This window comes from Streptomyces sp. NPDC091972 (genome assembly GCF_044756385.1).
In the GTDB taxonomy this organism is placed as follows: Bacteria; Actinomycetota; Actinomycetes; order Streptomycetales; family Streptomycetaceae; genus Streptomyces.
The window spans coordinates 84538-103751 of the sequence record NZ_JBIVSV010000002.1 but is presented as its reverse complement, the minus strand read 5'-3'; the positions used below and the strand labels follow the sequence as shown (position 1 = coordinate 103751).

At 70.8% G+C, this 19214-nt stretch carries 19 protein-coding genes; 14 read left to right on the top strand and 5 right to left on the bottom strand.

Going from position 1 to position 19214, the window contains the following annotated elements; translation table 11 throughout:
* From ACIQJT_RS05785 to ACIQJT_RS05770, 4 genes are all read left to right on the top strand, one after another.
* Nucleotides 1-933 (top strand): carbohydrate ABC transporter permease, encoded by a 933-nt coding sequence (locus ACIQJT_RS05785; protein ID WP_402641302.1) that lies wholly within the window; start codon nt 1-3, stop codon nt 931-933.
* Nucleotides 930-1790 (top strand): carbohydrate ABC transporter permease, encoded by an 861-nt coding sequence (locus ACIQJT_RS05780; protein ID WP_402640207.1) that lies wholly within the window; start codon nt 930-932, stop codon nt 1788-1790. Before ACIQJT_RS05785 ends, ACIQJT_RS05780 begins: the two co-directional genes overlap by 4 nt.
* Before the next feature lie 486 nt (nt 1791-2276).
* Nucleotides 2277-3251: an arabinan endo-1,5-alpha-L-arabinosidase gene (locus ACIQJT_RS05775; RefSeq protein ID WP_365450758.1), complete on the top strand. Its 975-nt coding sequence runs from the start codon at nt 2277-2279 to the stop codon at nt 3249-3251.
* 9 nt (nt 3252-3260) lie between these two features.
* Nucleotides 3261-4778 carry an alpha-N-arabinofuranosidase gene (locus ACIQJT_RS05770; protein ID WP_402640205.1) on the top strand — a complete coding sequence of 506 codons (1518 nt, stop codon included), beginning with the start codon at nt 3261-3263 and terminating at the stop codon, nt 4776-4778.
* 5 nt (nt 4779-4783) lie between these two features.
* Here the strand turns inward: ACIQJT_RS05770 and ACIQJT_RS05765 are convergent, their stop codons facing one another.
* Nucleotides 4784-7771, bottom strand: a complete 2988-nt coding sequence (locus ACIQJT_RS05765) for a beta-galactosidase (protein WP_402640203.1) — start codon at nt 7769-7771, stop codon at nt 4784-4786.
* Between the two features lie 108 nt (nt 7772-7879).
* Here ACIQJT_RS05765 and ACIQJT_RS05760 point away from each other — a divergent pair, with 108 nt between their 5' ends.
* On the top strand, nt 7880-8338 hold the full coding sequence (locus ACIQJT_RS05760) for an Rrf2 family transcriptional regulator (RefSeq protein ID WP_356586851.1): 459 nt from the start codon (nt 7880-7882) through the stop codon (nt 8336-8338).
* Between the two features lie 169 nt (nt 8339-8507).
* Nucleotides 8508-9158 (top strand): DUF4360 domain-containing protein, encoded by a 651-nt coding sequence (locus ACIQJT_RS05755; RefSeq protein ID WP_402640201.1) that lies wholly within the window; start codon nt 8508-8510, stop codon nt 9156-9158.
* 61 nt (nt 9159-9219) lie between these two features.
* Here the strand turns inward: ACIQJT_RS05755 and ACIQJT_RS05750 are convergent, their stop codons facing one another.
* Entirely contained in the window at nt 9220-9564 is a 345-nt protein-coding gene (locus ACIQJT_RS05750; RefSeq protein ID WP_402640199.1) for a hypothetical protein, read from the bottom strand.
* A 216-nt stretch (nt 9565-9780) separates the two neighbouring features.
* Between ACIQJT_RS05750 and ACIQJT_RS05745 the strand changes: the two genes are divergently transcribed.
* The 7 genes from ACIQJT_RS05745 (at nt 9781) to ACIQJT_RS05715 (ending at nt 14353) form a co-directional block, all read left to right on the top strand.
* Complete coding sequence (locus ACIQJT_RS05745; protein ID WP_365450766.1) at nt 9781-10086, top strand: hypothetical protein; 306 nt, start codon at nt 9781-9783, stop codon at nt 10084-10086.
* Between the two features lie 268 nt (nt 10087-10354).
* Nucleotides 10355-10699, top strand: a complete 345-nt coding sequence (locus ACIQJT_RS05740) for a DUF1330 domain-containing protein (RefSeq protein ID WP_365450768.1) — start codon at nt 10355-10357, stop codon at nt 10697-10699.
* An 83-nt stretch (nt 10700-10782) separates the two neighbouring features.
* Nucleotides 10783-11256, top strand: coding sequence for a hypothetical protein (locus ACIQJT_RS05735; protein WP_402640196.1), 474 nt, complete (start codon nt 10783-10785; stop codon nt 11254-11256).
* 491 nt (nt 11257-11747) lie between these two features.
* A complete protein-coding gene (locus tag ACIQJT_RS05730; RefSeq protein ID WP_365450772.1) occupies nt 11748-12440 on the top strand; it encodes a hypothetical protein in 693 nt (230 codons plus the stop codon).
* Complete coding sequence (locus ACIQJT_RS05725) at nt 12437-13246, top strand: hypothetical protein (protein WP_365450774.1); 810 nt, start codon at nt 12437-12439, stop codon at nt 13244-13246. The genes ACIQJT_RS05730 and ACIQJT_RS05725 overlap by 4 nt, the downstream gene beginning before the upstream one ends.
* Entirely contained in the window at nt 13239-13790 is a 552-nt protein-coding gene (locus tag ACIQJT_RS05720; RefSeq protein WP_365450776.1) for a hypothetical protein, read from the top strand. Before ACIQJT_RS05725 ends, ACIQJT_RS05720 begins: the two co-directional genes overlap by 8 nt.
* Before the next feature lie 32 nt (nt 13791-13822).
* A complete protein-coding gene (locus tag ACIQJT_RS05715; protein WP_365450778.1) occupies nt 13823-14353 on the top strand; it encodes an SUKH-4 family immunity protein in 531 nt (176 codons plus the stop codon).
* 276 nt (nt 14354-14629) lie between these two features.
* On the opposite strand, the gene ACIQJT_RS05710 is transcribed toward ACIQJT_RS05715, so the two are convergent.
* On the bottom strand, nt 14630-14998 hold the full coding sequence (locus ACIQJT_RS05710; protein WP_402640192.1) for an alpha/beta fold hydrolase: 369 nt from the start codon (nt 14996-14998) through the stop codon (nt 14630-14632).
* A 148-nt stretch (nt 14999-15146) separates the two neighbouring features.
* On the opposite strand from ACIQJT_RS05710, the gene ACIQJT_RS05705 reads away from it, so the two are divergent.
* Nucleotides 15147-16103 (top strand): arabinan endo-1,5-alpha-L-arabinosidase, encoded by a 957-nt coding sequence (locus ACIQJT_RS05705; RefSeq protein WP_402640190.1) that lies wholly within the window; start codon nt 15147-15149, stop codon nt 16101-16103.
* A gap of 39 nt (nt 16104-16142) precedes the next feature.
* Here ACIQJT_RS05705 and ACIQJT_RS05700 read toward each other — a convergent pair whose 3' ends face one another.
* Together ACIQJT_RS05700 and ACIQJT_RS05695 are read right to left on the bottom strand one after the other, a co-directional pair.
* Nucleotides 16143-17861, bottom strand: coding sequence for an aminotransferase class I/II-fold pyridoxal phosphate-dependent enzyme (locus tag ACIQJT_RS05700; protein ID WP_402640188.1), 1719 nt, complete (start codon nt 17859-17861; stop codon nt 16143-16145).
* A 175-nt stretch (nt 17862-18036) separates the two neighbouring features.
* Nucleotides 18037-19188, bottom strand: coding sequence for an aldose epimerase family protein (locus ACIQJT_RS05695; RefSeq protein ID WP_365450786.1), 1152 nt, complete (start codon nt 19186-19188; stop codon nt 18037-18039).
* Nucleotides 19189-19214 lie beyond the last annotated feature (26 nt).

The window sequence follows — 19214 nt, the reverse complement described above, 5'->3', positions numbered from 1 at the left end:
ATGACGACCGGAGCCGTCGCCGCCCCGGCCCGCGCCAGGACCGCGACCGCCGTCGCGACGGTGCGCCGCAGGCAGGGTTTCCAGCACGGCGGCTGGTTCGTCGCCCCCTTCCTCGCGCTCTTCGTGCTCTTCGTGATCTGGCCGTTGCTGCGCGGTGTCTGGCTCAGCTTCACCGACGCCAACATCTCCGGCGAGGGCGCGAGCTTCGTCGGCCTCGACAACTACCGAGAGGCCCTGCACGACCAGGCGATGTGGGACGCGCTCGGCCACAGCGCGTACTTCACGCTGCTGGTCGTCCCCTGCATCACCGTCCTCGCCTTCCTGCTGGCCATGCTCGCCCACCACATCGAACGCGGGAAGTGGCTGTGGCGGCTGTGCTTCTTCGCGCCCTTCCTCCTCCCCTCCACGGTCGCCGCCAACATGTTCCAGTGGCTGTTCACCCAGGGCATCGGCCTGGTCAACGAGACCTTCGGGCTCGACACGCCCTGGCTGACCGACAAGTCGTACGCGATGCTCGCCATCGTCATCGAGACCCTGTGGTGGACCGTCGGTTTCAGCTTCCTGCTGTACCTGGCCGCCCTCCAGGGCATCCCCGGCCACCTCTACGAGGCCGCGAAGCTGGACGGTGCCAACGCCTGGCACCGCATGGTCCACATCACGCTGCCGATGCTGCGTCACATCACCGGGCTGGTGATCGCGCTCCAGATCCTCGCCTCGCTGCAACTCTTCGACCAGGCCGTCGTGATGATGGACTTCGGCCCCGGACCGGAGCTCAGCACCCGCTCCTTCGTGCAGTACACCCTCGAACAGGGCTTCACCAGCTACCGCGTGGGCTACGCCTCCGCGATGTCCATCGTCTTCTTCGTGATCATCGCAGTCGTCGCCCTGGCCCGGATGTGGCTGCTGCGCAACCGTGAGGAGAGCGGCCGATGACCACCGCCGTACAGGTCCGCAAGAGTCCCCGCAAGCCCTGGACGCCCAGCCAGATCGTCCTCACGCTGCTGGGCGTCGCCGTCTCCGCCGTCTTCGTCGCACCGATCGCGGCGGCGCTGTTCACCTCGCTCAAGTCCGAGGCGGAGGCGGCCGAGATCCCGCCGCACTGGCTGCCGGAGGTCTGGACGGTCCAGGCCTGGAAGGCCCTGTGGGAGACCGGCAACATCACCAACTGGTTCATCAACTCGCTGGTGGTGTCGGTCTGCGTCACCTCCGTCGTGCTGGCGGTCAGCGCACTCGCCGGATACGGCTTCGCCCGCACGGAGTTCCGCGGCAAGGGGGTGCTGATGGGCATCGTGATGTCCGGCCTGATGATCTCCCCGGCCGTCCTCGGCGTACCCCTCTTCACCACGGTCCAGCAGATGGGGATGGTCGACACGTACTGGGGCATGATCCTCCCGCAGTGCGCGCCGGCCGCGATGGTCTACATCCTCTACAAGTTCTTCCAGGGCGTGCCGCGCGAGCTGGGGGAGGCCGCCTTCATCGACGGCGCGGGCCGCTGGCGGGTCTTCTTCACGATCGTGGTCCCGCTGGCCCGTCCCTCCCTGGCGGCGGTCGGCATCTTCACCTTCATCGCCTCCTGGAACAACTTCCTGTGGCCCTACATGGTGACCAACAACCCCGACCTCATGACCATGCCGAACGGCATCGCGACCGTCATGAACTCCTACGGCATCCAGTGGGCCCAGCTCATGGCCGGCGGCCTCATGGCGGGCCTCCCCCTGATCGTCGTCTTCGTCTTCTTCCAGCGCCAGATCGTGGCAGGCGTGGCCCACACGGGCCTGGCGGGCCAGTGACAAGGCGGCGACGGGGCGGCCGGCCGCTCCCCGACGACCTCCCTGGAGCGCGGAACTCCGGGCAGCGACCGGGGCCACGGTCCACCTTCGGGTCTCCCGGTCGGCCGTGGCCCGGCGGGCCGCAATGGGCGGCGGCGGTGCGGGAGTTGGTCCTCGGCGGCCGGAGTGTGCGCGGGGCAGCCACGGTTTCGTGGCGCGCCGGTGGGTCCCTGGGCCCGGAACGGCCCGGCGCGGGTTCTGCCGCCGGGCGCCGCCTGTCTGTGTCACGCCCCGGCCGCCCGCTTACCGGGGCGCGCCCAGCACGTCCTCTGGGCGCCGGCGGTGTCCGCCGCGCCGGGCACGGCTCTCCGCCGACCCGGGACGACCACCTGCCCCTGGTCGTCCCGGGCCCGCCACCGCCACGTCCCGGCCGACGGCGGCCTCGCCTCGTCGTACCGATCGCATCCGGCCCCCATGGGGCGTCACCGAGACAGGGAGTCACAGTCGATGCGTCTCAGACTCGCCGGCGTGCTGGCCGCCGCCCTCGTCGCACTGCTGCCGGGGTCGGCACGGGCGGACACCGGGTATCCCGATCCGCTTCCGCTCAGCGGGCAGCAGATCATCCATGACCCGACCGTCATCCGGATGAAGTCCGGCGGGTACGTGGCCTACTCGACCGGCGGTGTCATCGGGGCCCGGCTGTCGAAGGACCTCCGGCACTGGACCGACGCGGGCAACGCCTTCGCCGAACCGCCGGCGTGGTGGTACGAGTACAACGACACCGGGGACCCCTGGGCGCCCGACATCTCCTACCGGGCCGGCCGGTACTGGCTCTACTACGCCGTCTCGTCCTGGGGCACCAACCACTCCGCCATCGGCGTGGCCACCTCCCCTTCCGGCCTCCCCGGCACCTGGACCGACCACGGCAAGGTCCTCACCTCCGAGACCACCGACTCCTGGAACGCCATCGACCCGGCGATCGTCCGGGCGGACGGCAGACTGTGGATGTCGTTCGGCTCGTACTGGACCGGCATCCGCATGGTCGAGCTCAGCCCCGCCACCGGCAAGGCACTCCCCGGTGCCGCCGTGCACCACCTGGCCACCCGCCCGGACGCCCCGTACGCCGTCGAGGGCCCGTCCATCGTGCGGCACGGCCGCTACTACTACCTCTTCGCCTCCTACGACACCTGTTGTGCCGGAGCGGACTCCACGTACAAGATCAGGGTCGGACGATCCACCACGGTCACGGGGCCGTACGCCGACAGCACCGGCACACCGATGCTGGCGGGCGGCGGCGACCTGCTGCTGGCCGGACACGGGAGGTACATCGGCACGGGAGGCGAGTCCGTCTTCCGCACCCACGGCCAGGACTGGCTGGCCTACCACTACTACGACGCACAGGACAACGGCACACCGAAGCTGGGCCTGAACAGGCTCGGCTGGGTGCGTGACTGGCCGGTTGTCGAGCAACTCCCCTCCTGAAAGGCACCCATGAGCACGTCCACCGCCCGCTTCACCCTCGACCCCGCCTTCAAGGTCGGCCAGGTCAACCCCCGTCTCTTCGGCTCCTTCGTGGAACACCTCGGCCGCTGCGTCTACACCGGCGTGTTCGAGCCCGGCCACCCCGCCGCCGACGAGGACGGCATCCGCACCGACGTCCTGGAGCTCGTCCGCGAACTCGGCGTCACCGCCGTCCGCTACCCCGGCGGCAACTTCGTCTCCGGCTACAAGTGGGAGGACTCCGTCGGCCCCGTCGAGGACCGCCCCCGCCGCCTCGACCTCGCCTGGCGCTCCACCGAGACCAACCGCTTCGGCCTCTCCGAGTACATCGCCTTCCTGAAGAAGATCGGCCCCCAGGCCGAGCCCATGATGGCCCTCAACCTCGGCACCCGCGGCGTCGCCGAGGCCCTCGAACTCCAGGAGTACGCCAACCACCCCGCCGGCACGGCCCTGTCCGACCTGCGTGTCTCCCACGGCGACAAGGACCCCTTCGGCATCAGGCTGTGGTGCCTGGGCAACGAGATGGACGGCCCCTGGCAGACCGGCCACAAGACCGCCCAGGAGTACGGCCGGATCGCCGCCGAGACCGCCCGCGCGATGCGCCAGATCGACCCGGGCGTCGAACTCGTCGCCTGCGGCTCCTCCAGCCAGGCCATGCCGACCTTCGCCGCCTGGGAGGCGACGGTCCTGGAGGAGACGTACGACCTCGTCGACCACATCTCCCTGCACGCCTACTACCAGCCCGAGGACGGTGACATCGACTCCTTCCTCGCCTCCGCCGTCGACATGGAGTCCTTCATCGAGAACGTGGTCGCCACCGCCGACCACATCGGCGCGAAGCTGAAGTCGAAGAAGAAGATCAACCTCTCCTTCGACGAGTGGAACGTCTGGTACATGTCGAAGTGGCACGAGATCGAGAACTCCGGCACCCGGGACTGGGCGGAGGCCCCGCGCCTCCTGGAGGACAACTACAGCGTCCTGGACGCGGTCGTCTTCGGTTCCCTCCTCATCGCCCTGCTGCGGCACGCGGACCGCGTCACCGTCGCCTGTCTCGCCCAGTTGGTGAACGTGATCGCCCCGATCATGACCGAGCCCGGCGGCCCGGCCTGGCGCCAGACGACGTTCTTCCCGTTCGCCCAGGCCTCGAAGCACGGCCGCGGCGAGGTCCTCGACGTCCGGGTCGACTCGCCGACGTACGAGACGAGGAAGTTCGGCGAGACGGACCTCCTGCACGCCACCGCGGTCCGTGCCGAGGACGGCTCGGTCACCGTCTTCGCCGTCAACCGCGGCCGCACCGGGTCGCTGCCGCTCGAAGTCGCCCTGAGCGGCCTCGACCTGACGGAGGTCGTCGAGCACAGCGTCCTGGCCGACGCCGACCCGGACGCCCGCAACACCCTCGACGCCCCCGACCGGGTCGCCCCGCACGCGGCCGAGGGCACCGCGCTGAAGGACGGCGTCCTCACCGCCGTACTGGAGCCGCTGTCCTGGAACGTGATCCGGCTCGCCTGACGGGTTCAGCGGCCGGGGGAGTCCACCGGTGCCACCGGCACTCCCCCGGCCGAAGTCCCCAGCAGTCTCAGCCGTACGTCACCGGGCCCCGACTCCGTCGTCCCGTCGGACAGCACCGCCAGCGCCAGGGTGTTGGTGCCGCGGGTGCGCAGGATGCCGTTGGGCAGGACGAAGGTGTGCTGCGGGCCCACGTCGTTGACGTACTGGCCCATGTTCCAGCCGTTGAGGAAGATCTGGACGCGGTAGGCGCGCTCCGGGTCGTCGTCGAGGGTGAGACCGACGGAGGCGTCGATACCGGCGTCCACGGCGAGCCGGAACGTCGTCCGGTACCAGGTGACTCCCTGGCGCCGGTCGGCGCGCGGCAACTCCGTGTTCTCCCAGTGCTCTTCCGCGAAGCCCGGCAGGTGCCAGCCCTTGCGCTCCCCGTACAGCCCGCCGTTGTTGAGCGGCCCGCGCACCGGGTCGGCGGCCGTCCCGCCCTGGATGCGCCAACTCACCTTCGGCGCACCGCCCTTGAAGGTGACCGCGGTCAGTCCCCGGGCCGCCTTGTGGGAGTCGGCGGACCCGCCGTCCATGTCGTGCGCCATCCGCCGCACCAGCACGGACAGGACGCGGGGCGTGTGCCCCGAGGGCGGCGGCACGTCGAAGGCGGCCGTCGCCGTCCACGTGCCCCTGCCGGCCGTGCTCCGGTCCGGCACCGGCATCCGGTGCGTGCCCAGCGGCTCGCCGTCCAGCCACGCCATCAGCAGCCCCTGGGTGCCGGTGCTGTAGGACAGGGACACCGACTCCAGCTCGTCCGCGCCCGTCAGGCGCCCCCGGTACCAGACGTCGCCGTAGTGGAAGCCGTAGTCGTCGGCGAACAGCACCGGCTGGCCCTTCGGGACCGGGGTGATGCTGCAAGAGCTCGTGCGGTCGGCCCGGGTCCAGCCGGAGTCGTCGTAGTCCGGGACGGACTCGAAGTTCTCGGTACGGCGCCGCCAGCCGCCCAGCGCGGGCAGCCGCACCTCGCCCACCGCCGGGACGGGGAGCTGCCCGGGCGTGGCCGGCATGTCGGCCCGCAGGCTGTCCATGGGGGTGGGGGAGACGCGCAGCGGGCGTCCGTTCCAGGTGATCCGGGCCATCCCGCGCGGCCCCCACACCTCCATGCCCGTGCCCTCGACGGTGTCGCCGGTGAGATGGGCGGTGGCGCCGTCCAGGGTGACCCCGCGCACCAGCGACGGCCCGTACACCAGCACCGGTCCGGTCGGGGTGTCCACCGGGAACAGCCGCAGTGCGGCCGGGTCGTCGGCGAGGATCAGCAGCAGCGGGGTGTCGCTGCCGCCGCCCTCGATCCGCACCCGGGCCAGCCCGCCGACGCCCATCGGCGCGGTGACCCTGAGGACGCCGAGGTCGTAGTTCCACGCGGGTTCCGCGTCGCCCCGGGTGACCAGGGGCTCCTCCGGGCACTCCAGCAGGACCTGGGCCATCTCGCCGTGCGGGGCCGTGAAGACGGCGACGTCCGTCCGCCCGACCCTCAGGCTCATCATGGGCTGCGCGGTGGCGTACTTGAGGGTGCGTCCGCCCAACTGGAGTCCCGCGGCCAGCAGTCGGGCGTCGTGCGGGGCGACGGTGAACGCCACGTCGATCCCGGCGTCCGGGATGGTCGTCGTGATCGGCGCGTCGGTGTCGTTGCGCACGACGTACACATGGGACCCGGTGTCCGGGTTGGTCAGGTGGTACACCTTCAGCCGCTCGTCGGCGGCCCGCACCGGGTCGGCCCGGTCCAGCTTGGCGAAGTCCGGCACCGTGCGCAGGAGATGGCCGAGCTGGTGCTGGGGGGCCAGCTTGGGGGTCTGCCGGCGGGCCTCGTCGATCGCCGCCCCGTAGTCGTACGACGTGTAGACCTGCGGCGCGGGCAGCCAGCCCCAGGAGGTGCCGCCGAAGGTCATGTAGACGTTGTGCACGGTGATGCCGTTGGCGAGGTTGGTGAGCTGGAAGCGCCGCTCGTAGGCCGCGTCCCGGCTGTACCGCGCCCCGGCGTACCCCTTGCCGTCGAAGGCGGCCCCGCCCCACGGATCGGGCCGGCCCCCGCCGAACTCCGGCAGGAAGCCGGGCGTCCCGGGACTGGCCGTCGCCCCGCCCCTGAGCCCGCCCTCGCCGAAGTCGCCCCAGTCCGGCGGCACTTCGTCGGGCAGCGGGTATCCGTCGAAGCCGTAGAGCCAACCGCGCTCCTCGCCGCCGGTGTTGAAGGAGCCGGGGGTCCAGTGGCCGTTCCTGCCCTTGTCGTTGTGGAACAGCGGGACGTCGATCCCGTCCGCCCGCACCTTCTTGTACAGGTGGGACATGTAGTCCCGGCCGAGGGGCTCGTCGACGAAGGCGTCGTACCCGTTCTCGATCTGGTAGAGCAGGACCGTGCCCCTGCCCTGGGTGAACAGGTGCCGGGCGGCGATCGCGTTCACCTCGGTCAGCCACTCGTCGACGTACGACAGATAGGTGGGGTCGGAGGTGCGGGCCCGGCCCCCGGTCGCCGCGAGCCAGCCCGGGAAGCCGCCGCCGTCGACGTCGGCGTCGATGTAGGGGCCCGGGCGCAGGATGACGTACAGGCCGGTCTCGGTGGCCGTGCGCAGGAACAGGTCGAGGTCGCGGACGCCGGTGAAGTCGTACTGGCCGGGGCCGGGGGAGTGGTAGTTCCAGGCCACGTGGACGCTCACCGCGTTGAAGCCGTGCGCGCGCATCTTCTGCAGGACGTCCCGCCACAGCGACGGGCTCGGCAGCCGGAAGGGGTGCATCTCGCCGGACCACAGCACCAGGCGCCGGCCGTCGATGAGCAGCGAGTGCTTGTCGTAGCCGACCTTGTGGCGCGCCCGGTCGGCGGCGGGCGCGCCGGGCGCCGGTCCGGTGGGCACGCTGCGGGAGGCGTAGGCCCGGGTGGTCTCCCCACCACTGCCGCTCAGCGCGAAGCCGAGCGCCGTGGTGCCGGCGAGGGCGCTGAATGTACGTCTGCTCAGCTCCAAGGGAGCGCCTCCTGGTCGTGCCGCGCTAGCGCCAGTCCGTCCGTGGTGTGGGTGGTGTGCCTATTGTGGCGTGCCATTGTCTCCGCCCTGACGCCGCACAATTGTCGTATGAGGATCTCTGCACGGGCGGACTACGCGGTACGGGCGGTGCTGGAGCTTGCCGTGCGGCAGGACACGGAGCCGGTGAAGGCGGAGGCCATCGCGGCGGTCCAGGACATTCCGCACAAGTTCCTGGAGGGGATCCTCGGCGATCTCCGGCGTGGCGGGATCGTCGACAGCAGGCGGGGCGGGGGCGGCGGTTACCGGCTCGCGCGCGAGGCGTCGGCCATCACGGTCGCGGACGTCATCCGCGCGGTCGACGGGCCGATCGTGTCGGTGCGCGGCGAGCGGCCCACCGGTCTGGAGTACACGGGTTCCGCACAGCCCCTGCTCCCGCTGTGGATCGCCCTGCGGGCCAACGTCCGCAAGATCCTGGAGGGCGTGACCATCGCCGACATCGCGGGCGACGCGCTCCCCGAGCCGGTGCGGCGGCTCGCGGCCGAACCGGCCGCGTGGGAGAACCCCTGAGCCGCCCAACTCCGCTTGCTGACACGTGAGTTCGGCCATTGCCGGAATGGCCGGAGTTCGCTCTGGCGGCGCCCCAGGGGGCTCCCTACGATTCGAGCGCCGCGGTGCTTCACAAAAAACACACAGGTTCTCCACGCTTCAACATGTCAGCGCAGAGGAGAGACCCCCCATGGCAAGCGGACTTCTTCTGGGCGGCGCCGTCGCCGCCCTCGTCACCGCGGTGGTGCCCGCGCACAACCCCTCCGGCGGGTTCGTCGACCCGCCCCCGGACAAGATCGTCATCAACGTCGCCACGGTGAACGGCTCCGGCTGTCCCGCGGGCACGGCGGCCGTCGCGGTCTCCGAGGACAACACCGCGTTCACGGTGACCTACAGCGACTACCTCGCCCAGGTCGGCGGCAACTCCGACCCCACGGCGTTCCGCAAGAACTGCCAGCTCAACCTGATCGTCCACGTCCCGCAGGGCTTCACGTACGCCATCGCCAGCGCGGACTACCGGGGCTTCGCCTCGCTCCAGGCCGGCGCGAGCGGCGTCCAGCGGGCCTCGTACTACTTCCAGGGCTCCTCGCAGACCGCCTTCAAGACCCACACCTTCCCCGGCGCCTACAACGACAACTGGCAGGCGACCGACACCACCGACTGGGCCCAACTGGTCTGGGCGCCCTGCGGGGTGCAGCGCAACTTCAACATCAACACCGAGGTCCGCGTGAACGCGGGCACCTCCTCGCCCTCCAAGGTCAGCTTCATGACGATGGACTCGACCGACGGCGACATCAGCACCGTGTACCACATGGCGTGGAAGGAGTGCCCGGGCAAGTGAGGTCCTGAGAGCGAGAGTTGCCCGCCGCCTTCCGGGCGGCGGGCAACTTCTGTCCGGTGCGTCAGCGTTCGACACCGAGGGTGAGGGCGAGGGCGCCGGTGTGGCCGGCCGAGGGGCTGCCGCCCCGGGCGGTCAGGGTCAGGAGGCCGGACGCGGCGCCGCCGTCGTCGTAGATCCCGCCCTGGACGAGGGCGGTGCGGGTGACCGTGTCGGCCGAGTACGGCGGCAGCGCGTCGACCCCGGCGGTGACCGTCTCGTCGAAGAAGAGCCGGCCGGTGTGGAGTGCGGTGCCGCCGGTGAACGAGCCGTCGGCGGTGAGAGCGAGTTCGAGCGGGAAGCCGGCCTTGCCCTCGGTGATGTCGGAGCGGACGTACTGGCCGTCGGGGTAGCAGGGGCCTTCGGTCATCTCCTTGGGGAGGGTGCAGACCGCCGGGGCGGCGACGGGGACCGTGTCGGTGGGGCCGGCGACGGGGAGGTACGGGTCCCGGATACCGCGGCGCCGGTGGCGAACAGGAGGGATTCGGCAAAGTGAGGGGTCGGCAGGTTTCTTGCGAGACAGCTTGCGGTGTCGAACGGGTCGGGCGCGGTAGCGTATCGGGGCGTATGCCGACAAGGAGGTTAAATGGGGCTTACCGTGCGGGTCGAACGGCGCATCGCGGAGGACTTCCCCGGCCGGGAGGGCGAGGTGGTGGGCGATCTCCTCACCGAGCTGGTCAACCACCTGACCGACCGGGGCGACCAGGAGGACAAGGAACGGATCGCCGCCGCGACGCTGCTGTGCGGACAGGGCCGGGTGGACCGGCTCCTGGACGCCGTCCAGCTGGCCAAGGAGGACTGGCGGGACGTGCTCGTGGGGGCGGGGCTGGCGGACGCGGGGTGGAGGGAGCGGCTGGAGGCGGACTTCGGCCCAGCGACCGCCTCCGGCTGACGCGGGGCCCCGCGGGGCCGCCGGACCATGGGTTCGGACGGCTCTGCGGGGTTGCGCGTTTCGTGGTGGGGCGGCGGGGTTGTTCGGTCGGGCTGCTGGACGGGGCGGTGGCCTGGCCCGGGGCCTCCGGCGGCTGGGCGCGGTGGGGCTTGTGTCGCCGAGGGGGTCTCTGAGTTCGCCGGGCGCTTACCCCTCGGGTAATCGACCCCCGTTCGCCGCGCGTGCCAGGCTCATCCGTGTACGGAGCCCCACCGAACAGGAGGACACCATGACCGCCTACGGCATCGCCCACCTGCGGGAAGCCGCGCCGCATCCGGAGATCGCCGAGTACATCGAGCGCATCACCGCCACCTTCGAGCCGTACGGCGGACGCTTCCTCGTGCACGGCGCGCAGCACGAGGTGAAGGAGGGCAGCTGGCCGGGTCACGTCGTGGTGATCGGGTTCCCCGGGATCGCGGAGGCGCGGGCCTGGTGGGACTCCGACGCGTACCAGGAGATCGCGCCGCTGAGGTCACGGCACATCGAGGGCGACATCATCCTGGTCGAGGGCGTTCCCGACGGCTACGACCCCGCGGTCACCGCGAAGGCGCTGCGGGACTCCCTCACGTCGTGAGGGGCGGTCGCGTTCCCCGACTCCCGTGACCCACGGGGCTGTTGGATACTGGGGCGGCCAGCGCAGGGAAGGGGGAGGTTCACGTGCCGGACGGACGCGAGGTGGATCAGTCGGAGTTGCTGGGCGTCGCGAAGGACGAGGAACGGGCCCGTAGCCTGCTCCGCGCGCTGCGCACCCTGAGCACCGGACCCGATCCGAAGCTGCGGGAGATGGCCCGCGGGGTGCTGCGCGGCGACCTCACCGCCGAACAGGCCTTCACCGACCCGGAGTACACCGCCGCGCTCTTCTCCGGCGCCGACAAGATCCGCCGCGCGGGGGAGCAGCGCACCGACGCCGAGGCCCGCGAGGCGAGCGAACGGTTCGGTGCGTGGCAGGAGGCGCGGCGTACCGAGGACGAACACGAGGGCCAGGGCCCGGGTGAGGGTCAGGGCCAGGGCGTGTCACGGTCCGACGCGGGGACCCGTAGCGCCCCTCACCAGCCCTCGGGACCTTGGCGACACTCCGGCCCAGGCGGACTGGGCGGACCGGGCGGCTTGGGTTCCTCGGGCCGACGCTGAAGTGGTGGAGCGGCCAGGGCCGGTCTTCTGGTGTCGAGCGCTGTCGCCGCTCCGGCCCTTTCCGGTCGCCGGTGAAGTCTGCTCCGGTTTGAGCACCGGCCCCGCACTCCTGTCGTCGGCATTGTGCGCAGGGTGACGCCAAGGCAGGTCGGCCACCCCCGAGCACTGGCGTCGGCGCCGAGTTCGACGAGCGCCGCTGAGCCTGGACCCCGGCCTGGCACGGGCCCACTCAGGGGGAGAGCACGGCCAGGACCGCTCCGGCCGCCGCCGCACACCGCAGACGCCTGCGAGAGCCGCTGACATCGGGTCCCAGCTCCAGCGGCGGCCCGATTCCGGCGTCCTCTCGATGACCTCCGGACATCGTCCGTTCCCGGTCCCGTCCCCCACCCCATCCCCTCCCGACCCTCCAGCAATTCCGGCCCCCCGTAGTAAAGTTCGGCCGTCGTACGCGTGACCTGAAATGGTCCTGCCAAGACAAAGGGGGAACGAGCATGGGGGTCGTGCTGCCCGACGAGGCCGCCTGGGTGCTGGACCTCATCGGCGTCGAGTGGCCGAACGTCGACGAGGACGACTACCGGGACATGGCCGACGGCCTGCGCTCCTTCGCCGCCCAGATGCGGGAGGGCAAGGACGCCACGGCGAGCGTCGTCCGGGAGTTCCTGGAGGGCAACGAGGGCATCGCGACCGCGGCCTTCCAGCAGCACTGGGGCAAGGTCAGCGACGTACACCTGGAACGGCTCGGGGAAGCCGCCGACCTCGGGGCGATGGCCCTGGACGGTGCCGCGATCGCCGTGGCCGGAGCCAAGGTGGCCGCCATCGTCCAACTCGGCATCCTGGCCGCCGAGATCATCGCCGCCCAGGCCGCCGCACCCTTCACGCTCGGGCTCTCCGAGGTCGGCGCGCTCGGCGCCACCCAGGCCACCCGCCTCATCGTGCGGCGGCTGCTGAAGGAGGCCGAGCAACTCCTCGTCGAGGAGCTCATGTCCGTCGCCATGGGCCCGGTCTACTCCGCGCTCGGCAACATGGCCACCGACCTCGTCCTCCAGCTCGGCGCCAACGCCGTGGGCCTCCAGGACGGTTACAGCCCCGGCAAGACCCTGCGGGCGGGCAGCGAGGGCTTCTCCGAAGGGCTGGACGCGGCCACCGGAACCACGGGCACCTTCAGCAAGGGGGGTGCCGCGTGAGCGACACCGTACGCAGCGACAAGGACCTCCACGACCGGCTCGCCGACCGCATCACCTCGCAGGCCGACGAGCACGAGTCCGGCGCCCGCCCCCATCTGCGCCGCAGCCGCGCCGGCCTGGACCGCACCCGGGGCAAGGGCGCCCTCGCGGCGGCCGTGGAGACCGGGGCCGAGAAGATCCTCAGGGCCATCGAGGAGGCCGAGGACCAGCTCCACAAGCACCTCCAGGACGTGTCCAAGGGCGTGCGGGCGATGGGCGACAACCACGCGCGCAACGACAAGAACATCGAGACGATGCTCCAGAGCATCGTCAAGCGCTCCCGCGACCAGGACGCGGTCCGCGACGGCGGCGGGATCGGCAAGGACCGGCCGGACACCACGAAGGACCCGCACACCGTCACCCTGGAGTGGAAGCCCGGGATGCCCAAGCCGGCTTTCGAGCGGAAGGCGCGGGCCCTCCAGCGGCTCGGCGAGGAGGGCAAGCTCTTCAAGTTCAAGGGCAGGACGGAGGACTACCGGGACAAGGAGATCACCAAGCAGTACAAGGGCGCGCTGGAGGCGCTGATCCGCAGGAACCACAAGGACGACCCCGAGTTCGCCGAGGAGGCCGCGGTGGCGGCCCGTGCGATGCAGCCCGACCACGTCAACGAACTCCAGACCGGTGGTCCGGACGCGTGGCGTAACCTGCGGATGCTGGACCGGACGACCAACTTCGACATCGGTACGCAGCAGATACGTCCGCAGATCAAGGATCTTCCGGACGGCAATCCGATCAACATCGACATCAAGTGGTGGCCAGATGACTAGCGCGAGCCCGGGACCGTCCCGCCTGACCGACACGGTGGACGCCCTGCGGACGGCACTGGCGGAGAGCCCGGACGTGCTGAGCTTCACGCTCGGCGGGACGATCGACGAGGAGACCGCGGCCGCCGCGGAGGCCGACGGGGTGCCGCGGGAGTTCCTGGACTTCTGCCGGATCCTGGACGGTGCGAGCTGCGGGCCGAACGTGCAGCTCTTCGGCCTTGCGGAGGCCGAGGAGCACCAGTTCTACTGCGGTCCGGTGGTCGACTCCCCGCTGCCGCTGTCCCCGGAGAAGCTGTACTGCATCGGGATGGTCAACGAGGCACCGGTCTTCCTCGACCGCGCCGGAGGCGGTGTCCTCGGCAACCCGGAAGCGGGCGGCGACTGGGTCGACGCGGAGCGCTTCGAGCAGCTCGCGCCCGGCGTGGAGGCGTTCTTCCTGGACCGGCTGGCCACCGCGGACTACGCGCGGCTTGCGGAGATCGACGACGAGCTGCTGGAGTACGACGACTGGCTGAAACTGCTGCGGCGGGCCGGTCTCACCGGCTGACACGGACAGAGCACGAGGGGAAGCAGGGACGCATGGCCACCCATGACGAGATGACGGAGCTGTTCGGCGCGGACCGCGTGGTCACGCTGGACCGTGCCGTCGCCGAGGAGCGCGGACTGTCCGAGGCCGACGCCGAGGTGCTGTGCGAGGTCGGCGTCCCGGTCTTCGTCGACGTGCTGTTCACCCTCGACACCGCCGACGAGGGACCCGATCCCTTCACCGTGGTGCCGGTGGCCGCGGGCGGCGAGGAGACCCACATCCTCGTCCTGGGCGGCCCCACCGACGATCCGGCGATGCGGTACTGCCTGGACATGGACCGCGGCTACGTCATCCTCATGTCCTTCGACGCGGAGCCGCGCGCCGAGATCGTGAACCGCACCCTCGCCGACCTCGTCGAGTTCCTGTACCGGTTCGCGCTGCGCACCCGGCACCTGGAGCAGGCCGCGCCGCAGGACCGCGCCCCCTACACCGACAAGCTCGTCGAGTACCTCAAGGCCCGCGACCCGTACGCCTTCGCCCAGCCGGACAGTTGGTGGTCGATGGTGTTCGAGCAGGTCGGCTGAGACCTACGACCTTTATCCACCCGTACGAGACGCGCCCCGAGCGACTCCGTGAGGGACTCGGCGACAGCCATCAGCGGGCGGCCCACGTGCTCGCGGTACGCCGCCGGCGCGTCCTCCCAGGTCCCGCAGACCACCAGAACCGGCACGGCGGCGGTCCGGACGGCCGGCAGCGGGATCTCGGCCTCCCGGATCGGCCGCTCCCGCATCGACGTGGCGGCGGCCCGCAGCCGGCCCGGCGTGGGTTCCGGCATCGCCGGCCCGATGCCCTCCGTGGAGTCACGCAGGAACCGCTCCGGCGTCACGCCGTCCGGGGCGCCCGGGGCGCTTCCGCGCACGGAGGTCCGCGACGACACCGCCGTTGCCGTGTCCCACGAGGTGGCCGCCGCCGTCCCCCGCATGCTCGTCGAGCACCTCGACCACGTCCTCGGCGTCGGCCTGGAAGTCGCTGCGCACGGTGTCCGGGCTGTGGCCGTAACCCCGCCGGTCCATCAGCAGCAGCCGCCGGCCGGCCGCGAGGGGCCGCTGCCCGGCGAACCCGTACGTCGGATCGCTGCACCAGCTCAGCAGGTTGTGGACGAAGAGAGCCGGTGCGCCCGCTCCACCGCCCTCCCGGTCGTCCCACACGATCACGTGCACGGCAGCCACGGAGCCCCCTGAGGACCACTGACGACAGGTGAGGTTGCGCGGACCATTGACGCGCAAGGGGTTCGATTCTACGGTCCCGTCCGAAGCTCTGATCGGTGATCGGCATATCGAACATCCCCCCACTCGCATCCTGCGAAGGAGCGTCACCGTGCGCCGCACCTCACTCCTGGCCGTCCCCGTGGCCTTCCTGCTGGCCCTGATCCCGGGCACGGCCTCCGCCTACCCCAACCCCGGGACCGTCACCGGTGCCACCACCGTCCACGACCCCACGATGATCCGTACCTCGGCGGGCCGTTACCTGCTGTACGGCACCGGCGGCGGCCTCGGTCACCGCACCTCCACCGACCGGATCGCGTTCACGGCCGGCGGCGACGCCTTCTCCGCCAAGCCGGGCTGGTGGTCGTCGTACGCCACCGAGGCCTGGGCGCCGGACATCTCCTACCAGGGCGGCAAGTACCTGATGTACTACGCCGTCTCGACCTTCGGGTCCAACAAGTCAGCGATAGGGCTGGCGACTTCGAGCACCGGCCTGCCCGGCTCCTGGAGCGACCAGGGCACCGTGTACACCTCCACCACCGCCAGCGACTACAACGCCATCGACCCGAACCTGTTCGTCGACGGCGACGGCAAGTGGTGGCTGTCCTTCGGCAGTTGGTGGACCGGTCTGAAGATGATCCAGATCAACCCGGCCACCGGCAAGCAGCTCTCCACCAACACCACCCGCTACTCGATCGCCTCCCGCCCGACGGGGACCAAGGCCGTCGAGGCGCCGTACATCGTGAAGCGGAACGGCTACTACTACCTCTTCGCGTCCTACGACACCTGCTGTGCCGGTACCAGCTCGACCTACAAGGTCAAGGTCGGCCGCGCCACCAGCGTCACCGGGCCGTACGTCGACAGGAACGGCGTCCCGATGACGAACAACGGCGGCACGCCGGTCCTGGAGTCGCACGGCCGGTACATCGGCCCCGGCGGCCAGTCGATCATGAACGACTCCGACGGCGACCTGATCGTCTACCACTACTACGACGGCAACGACAACGGCACGCCCAAGCTCGGCATCAACCTCCTGAACTGGAGCAGCGGCTGGCCGGTCGCCTACTGATCCGGCCGGCCGCGCTGCTGCTCTCCAGGCGGAGCGGCCTCAGCCGACCTGTCCCATCCCCGCCGCGTTCGGCCAGCTCTGGGCGTTGGGCCAGCCGGTGGCCGGGGCCTGGGAGAGTTCCTGCGGAGCTCCCGGGGCCGGGGCGGTCATGCCACGGACCTGCGCGGCCGTGAGCCCGCCACGGGCCGGTACTCCCGGCGGGGTCGGGCCGCCGGGCGGCGGGAAGGAGGCCGGGGCCGGTGGGGCGGGGGGCATGGGCACGGGGGCCGGCATCGGGGCGGGCGTGGGCATCTGGGCCGGAGCGGGCATCTGCGCCGGCATCGGCATCCCCGCCCCCATGGAGCCTGCCGTGCCCATGGAGCCGGCCGTGCCCATGGACCCTGCGGTGCCTATGGAGCCGGCCGTGCCCGTCGAGGCGACCGCTCCCATCGAGGCGGCCGTCCCCATGGGCGGCGCCGCGGCCACCGCCACCGGCTGGGGGGTCGGCATCGGCGTGCCTGCGCTCATCCCTCCGCCGCCGACGGCCACCGCCGCGAGGTCCTGGAGTCCGGCCCCGTTGGTCTGGCCGACCAGCCGGTCCACTGCCGCCGTACCCGAGCTGTAGCCGGTCCCTTGAGCGAGCTCGGGCACGGCGGCTCCCCTCCTGGTCCCGTAGAGCACCTGTTCCAGGCCGGACACCAGGCGACGCACGTCCACCTGGGGGCGCACCACGAGCCGCAGGAAGCGGCTGGAGGAGCCGATCTTGTTGCCGCACTCGCGGACGAGGATGCGGTGCTCGGTGAGCATCCGGTCCCGGACCACGGTGCCCTCGGCGCCGACCGGCAGGCGCACGAAGAGGAAGTTCCCCTGCGAGGGGTAGACGGTCAGGCCGGGCAGCGCGGCGAGCTGGCTCGCCATGTCGAGGCGGTCCCGGCGCACCTGGTGCAGGCTCTGCGCGTACTCGGCGCCGTGCTCCTTGAGCATGAACACCACGTACTCGGCGAAGGCGTTGAGGTTCCACTTCGGCAGCATCGAGCGAACCTTGCCCGCGAGGGAGGGGTTGGCGACCATGTAGCCGAAGCGGATGCCGTGCAGACCGAAGTTCTTGCCGAGGCTGCGCAGCACGATGACGTTCGGCCGGACCATCGCCTCCTGGACGACGCTCGGCTCCTGCTCGGCGTCCGCGAACTCCAGGAACGACTCGTCGATGACGATGAGGTCAAGGTCGGCCATGGCGTCCATGAACTGCACGAGCGCGTGCTTGTGGAGGAAGCCGCCGTCGGGGTTGTTCGGGTTGCAGATGACCGCGACCCGCGTGCCCCGGGTGCGTATGAACTCGGCGTACTGCGCGAGGTCCAGGGCGAACCCGCTGGACTCCTGGAGCGGGAACATGTCGACCCGCTTGCCGGTCTCCATCGGCTGGTCGGTCCAGCGGCCGAACGTGGGGACCGGGACGGCGAGGGACTCGCGGACCAGCAGGTGGTCGATCCAGGTGATCAGTTCGGTCGAGCCGTTGCCCATCGCCACGGCCTGCGGCGGCAGTTGGAGCAGGTTGCACAGCTCGGCGGTGATCGTGTCGGCGCTGCTGGGGTAGTAGGTGATGATGTCCTTCAGCCGTGCGGCCATGGTGTCCATCATCGCCGGGGTGGGGAAGTAGGGATTGCAGGGGATACAGAAGTCCACCGGGCCGGTCCCGTCTCCGCCTTCACGCGCCAGCGCCGCCATGGACGGGCTGTGCGCAGTCGTGCTGCGGAACAACGAGGTGACGTTGTCGGCCATCGAACCTCCGTATGGGGCGGACCCGGCGGGGACGACCGGGTCCGTCGTCATGGGGTGGCCCGCGCGGGGGAGCACGGGCCGCCCTTACATACGGACTGCTGCGTGGCGCTGTTCAACGGGTGTGAAAGAAGTGTGAGTTCGGGAACCCCCGTCCCGTTCTCCGCATCAGTGCAGGTCAGGCGCCGAACGAGTGGATCGTCGTGGTCCGGTACGTCTGTCCCGGGCGCAGCACCGTCGAGGGGAACGACGGGTGGTTCGGCGAGTCCGGGAAGTGCTGCGTCTCCAGGCACAGGGCGTCGCCCTGGCGGTAGGTGTGACCGGAGGGCCCGACCAGGGTGCCGTCGAGGAAGTTGCCCGAGTAGAACTGCAGACCCGGCTCGACGGTGGAGATCCGCAGGGTGCGGCCGGACGCCCGGTCGCGCAGGGTCGCCACGTGCTCGGGCTTGGCCGTGATGCCCTTGTCCAGGACCCAGTTGTGGTCGAAGCCCTTGGCGGTGACCAGCTGCGGATGCCCGACGCGGATGTCCCGGCCGATCTGCTTGCCCTTGCGGAAGTCGAAGGGGGTGCCCGCGACCCTCGCCAGCTCACCGGTCGGGATGAGGCCCGAGTCGGTGGGCGTGTAGCGGGAGGCGGCGATGCGCAGCTCGTGGTCCTCGATGGTGCCGGTGCCCTCGCCGCCGAGGTTCCAGTACACGTGGCTGGTCAGGTTGACCACGGTGGCCTTGTCGGTGGTGGCCTCGTAGTCGATCCGCCAGTCGCCGTGCCGGGTGAGGGTGTACGTCACCTTCACCTTGAGGGTGCCCGGGTAGCCCATCTCGCCGTCGACCGACGTGTAGTACAGGTGCAGGCCGACGTCCGAGCCCTTGGTGAACGGCTCGACGTCCCAGACCCGCTTGTCGAAGCCCTGGGTGCCGCCGTGCAGGCTGTTGTCGCCGTCGTTCACGGAGAGCTGGTAGCTCTTGCCGTCCAGGGTGAACTGCCCCTTGGCGATGCGGTTGCCGTACCGCCCGATCAGCGCGCCGAAGTACGGGGTCTTGGCGACGTAGTCATCGAGGTTGTCGAAGCCCGCCGAGACGTTGGCGTAGTGGCCCTTGCGGTCCGGGATCTCCAGGGACTGGACGACACCGCCCCAGGACAGGACCTTCATGCGCGTGCCGCCGTTGGCCAGCGACCAGATGTGGACCTTCGTGCCGTCGGCGAGGGTGCCGAAGACCTTCTTGGTCGGCTTCCTGCTGCCGGCTGCTGCCTCAGCGGTGCCCCCGAGCGTCGTCGCGGCGATTCCCGCGGCCGCGGCACCGGCGATGACCGTTCGTCTGTTCAGTTCCATCTAGCGGCTCCTGTGAAGGAAGCGGG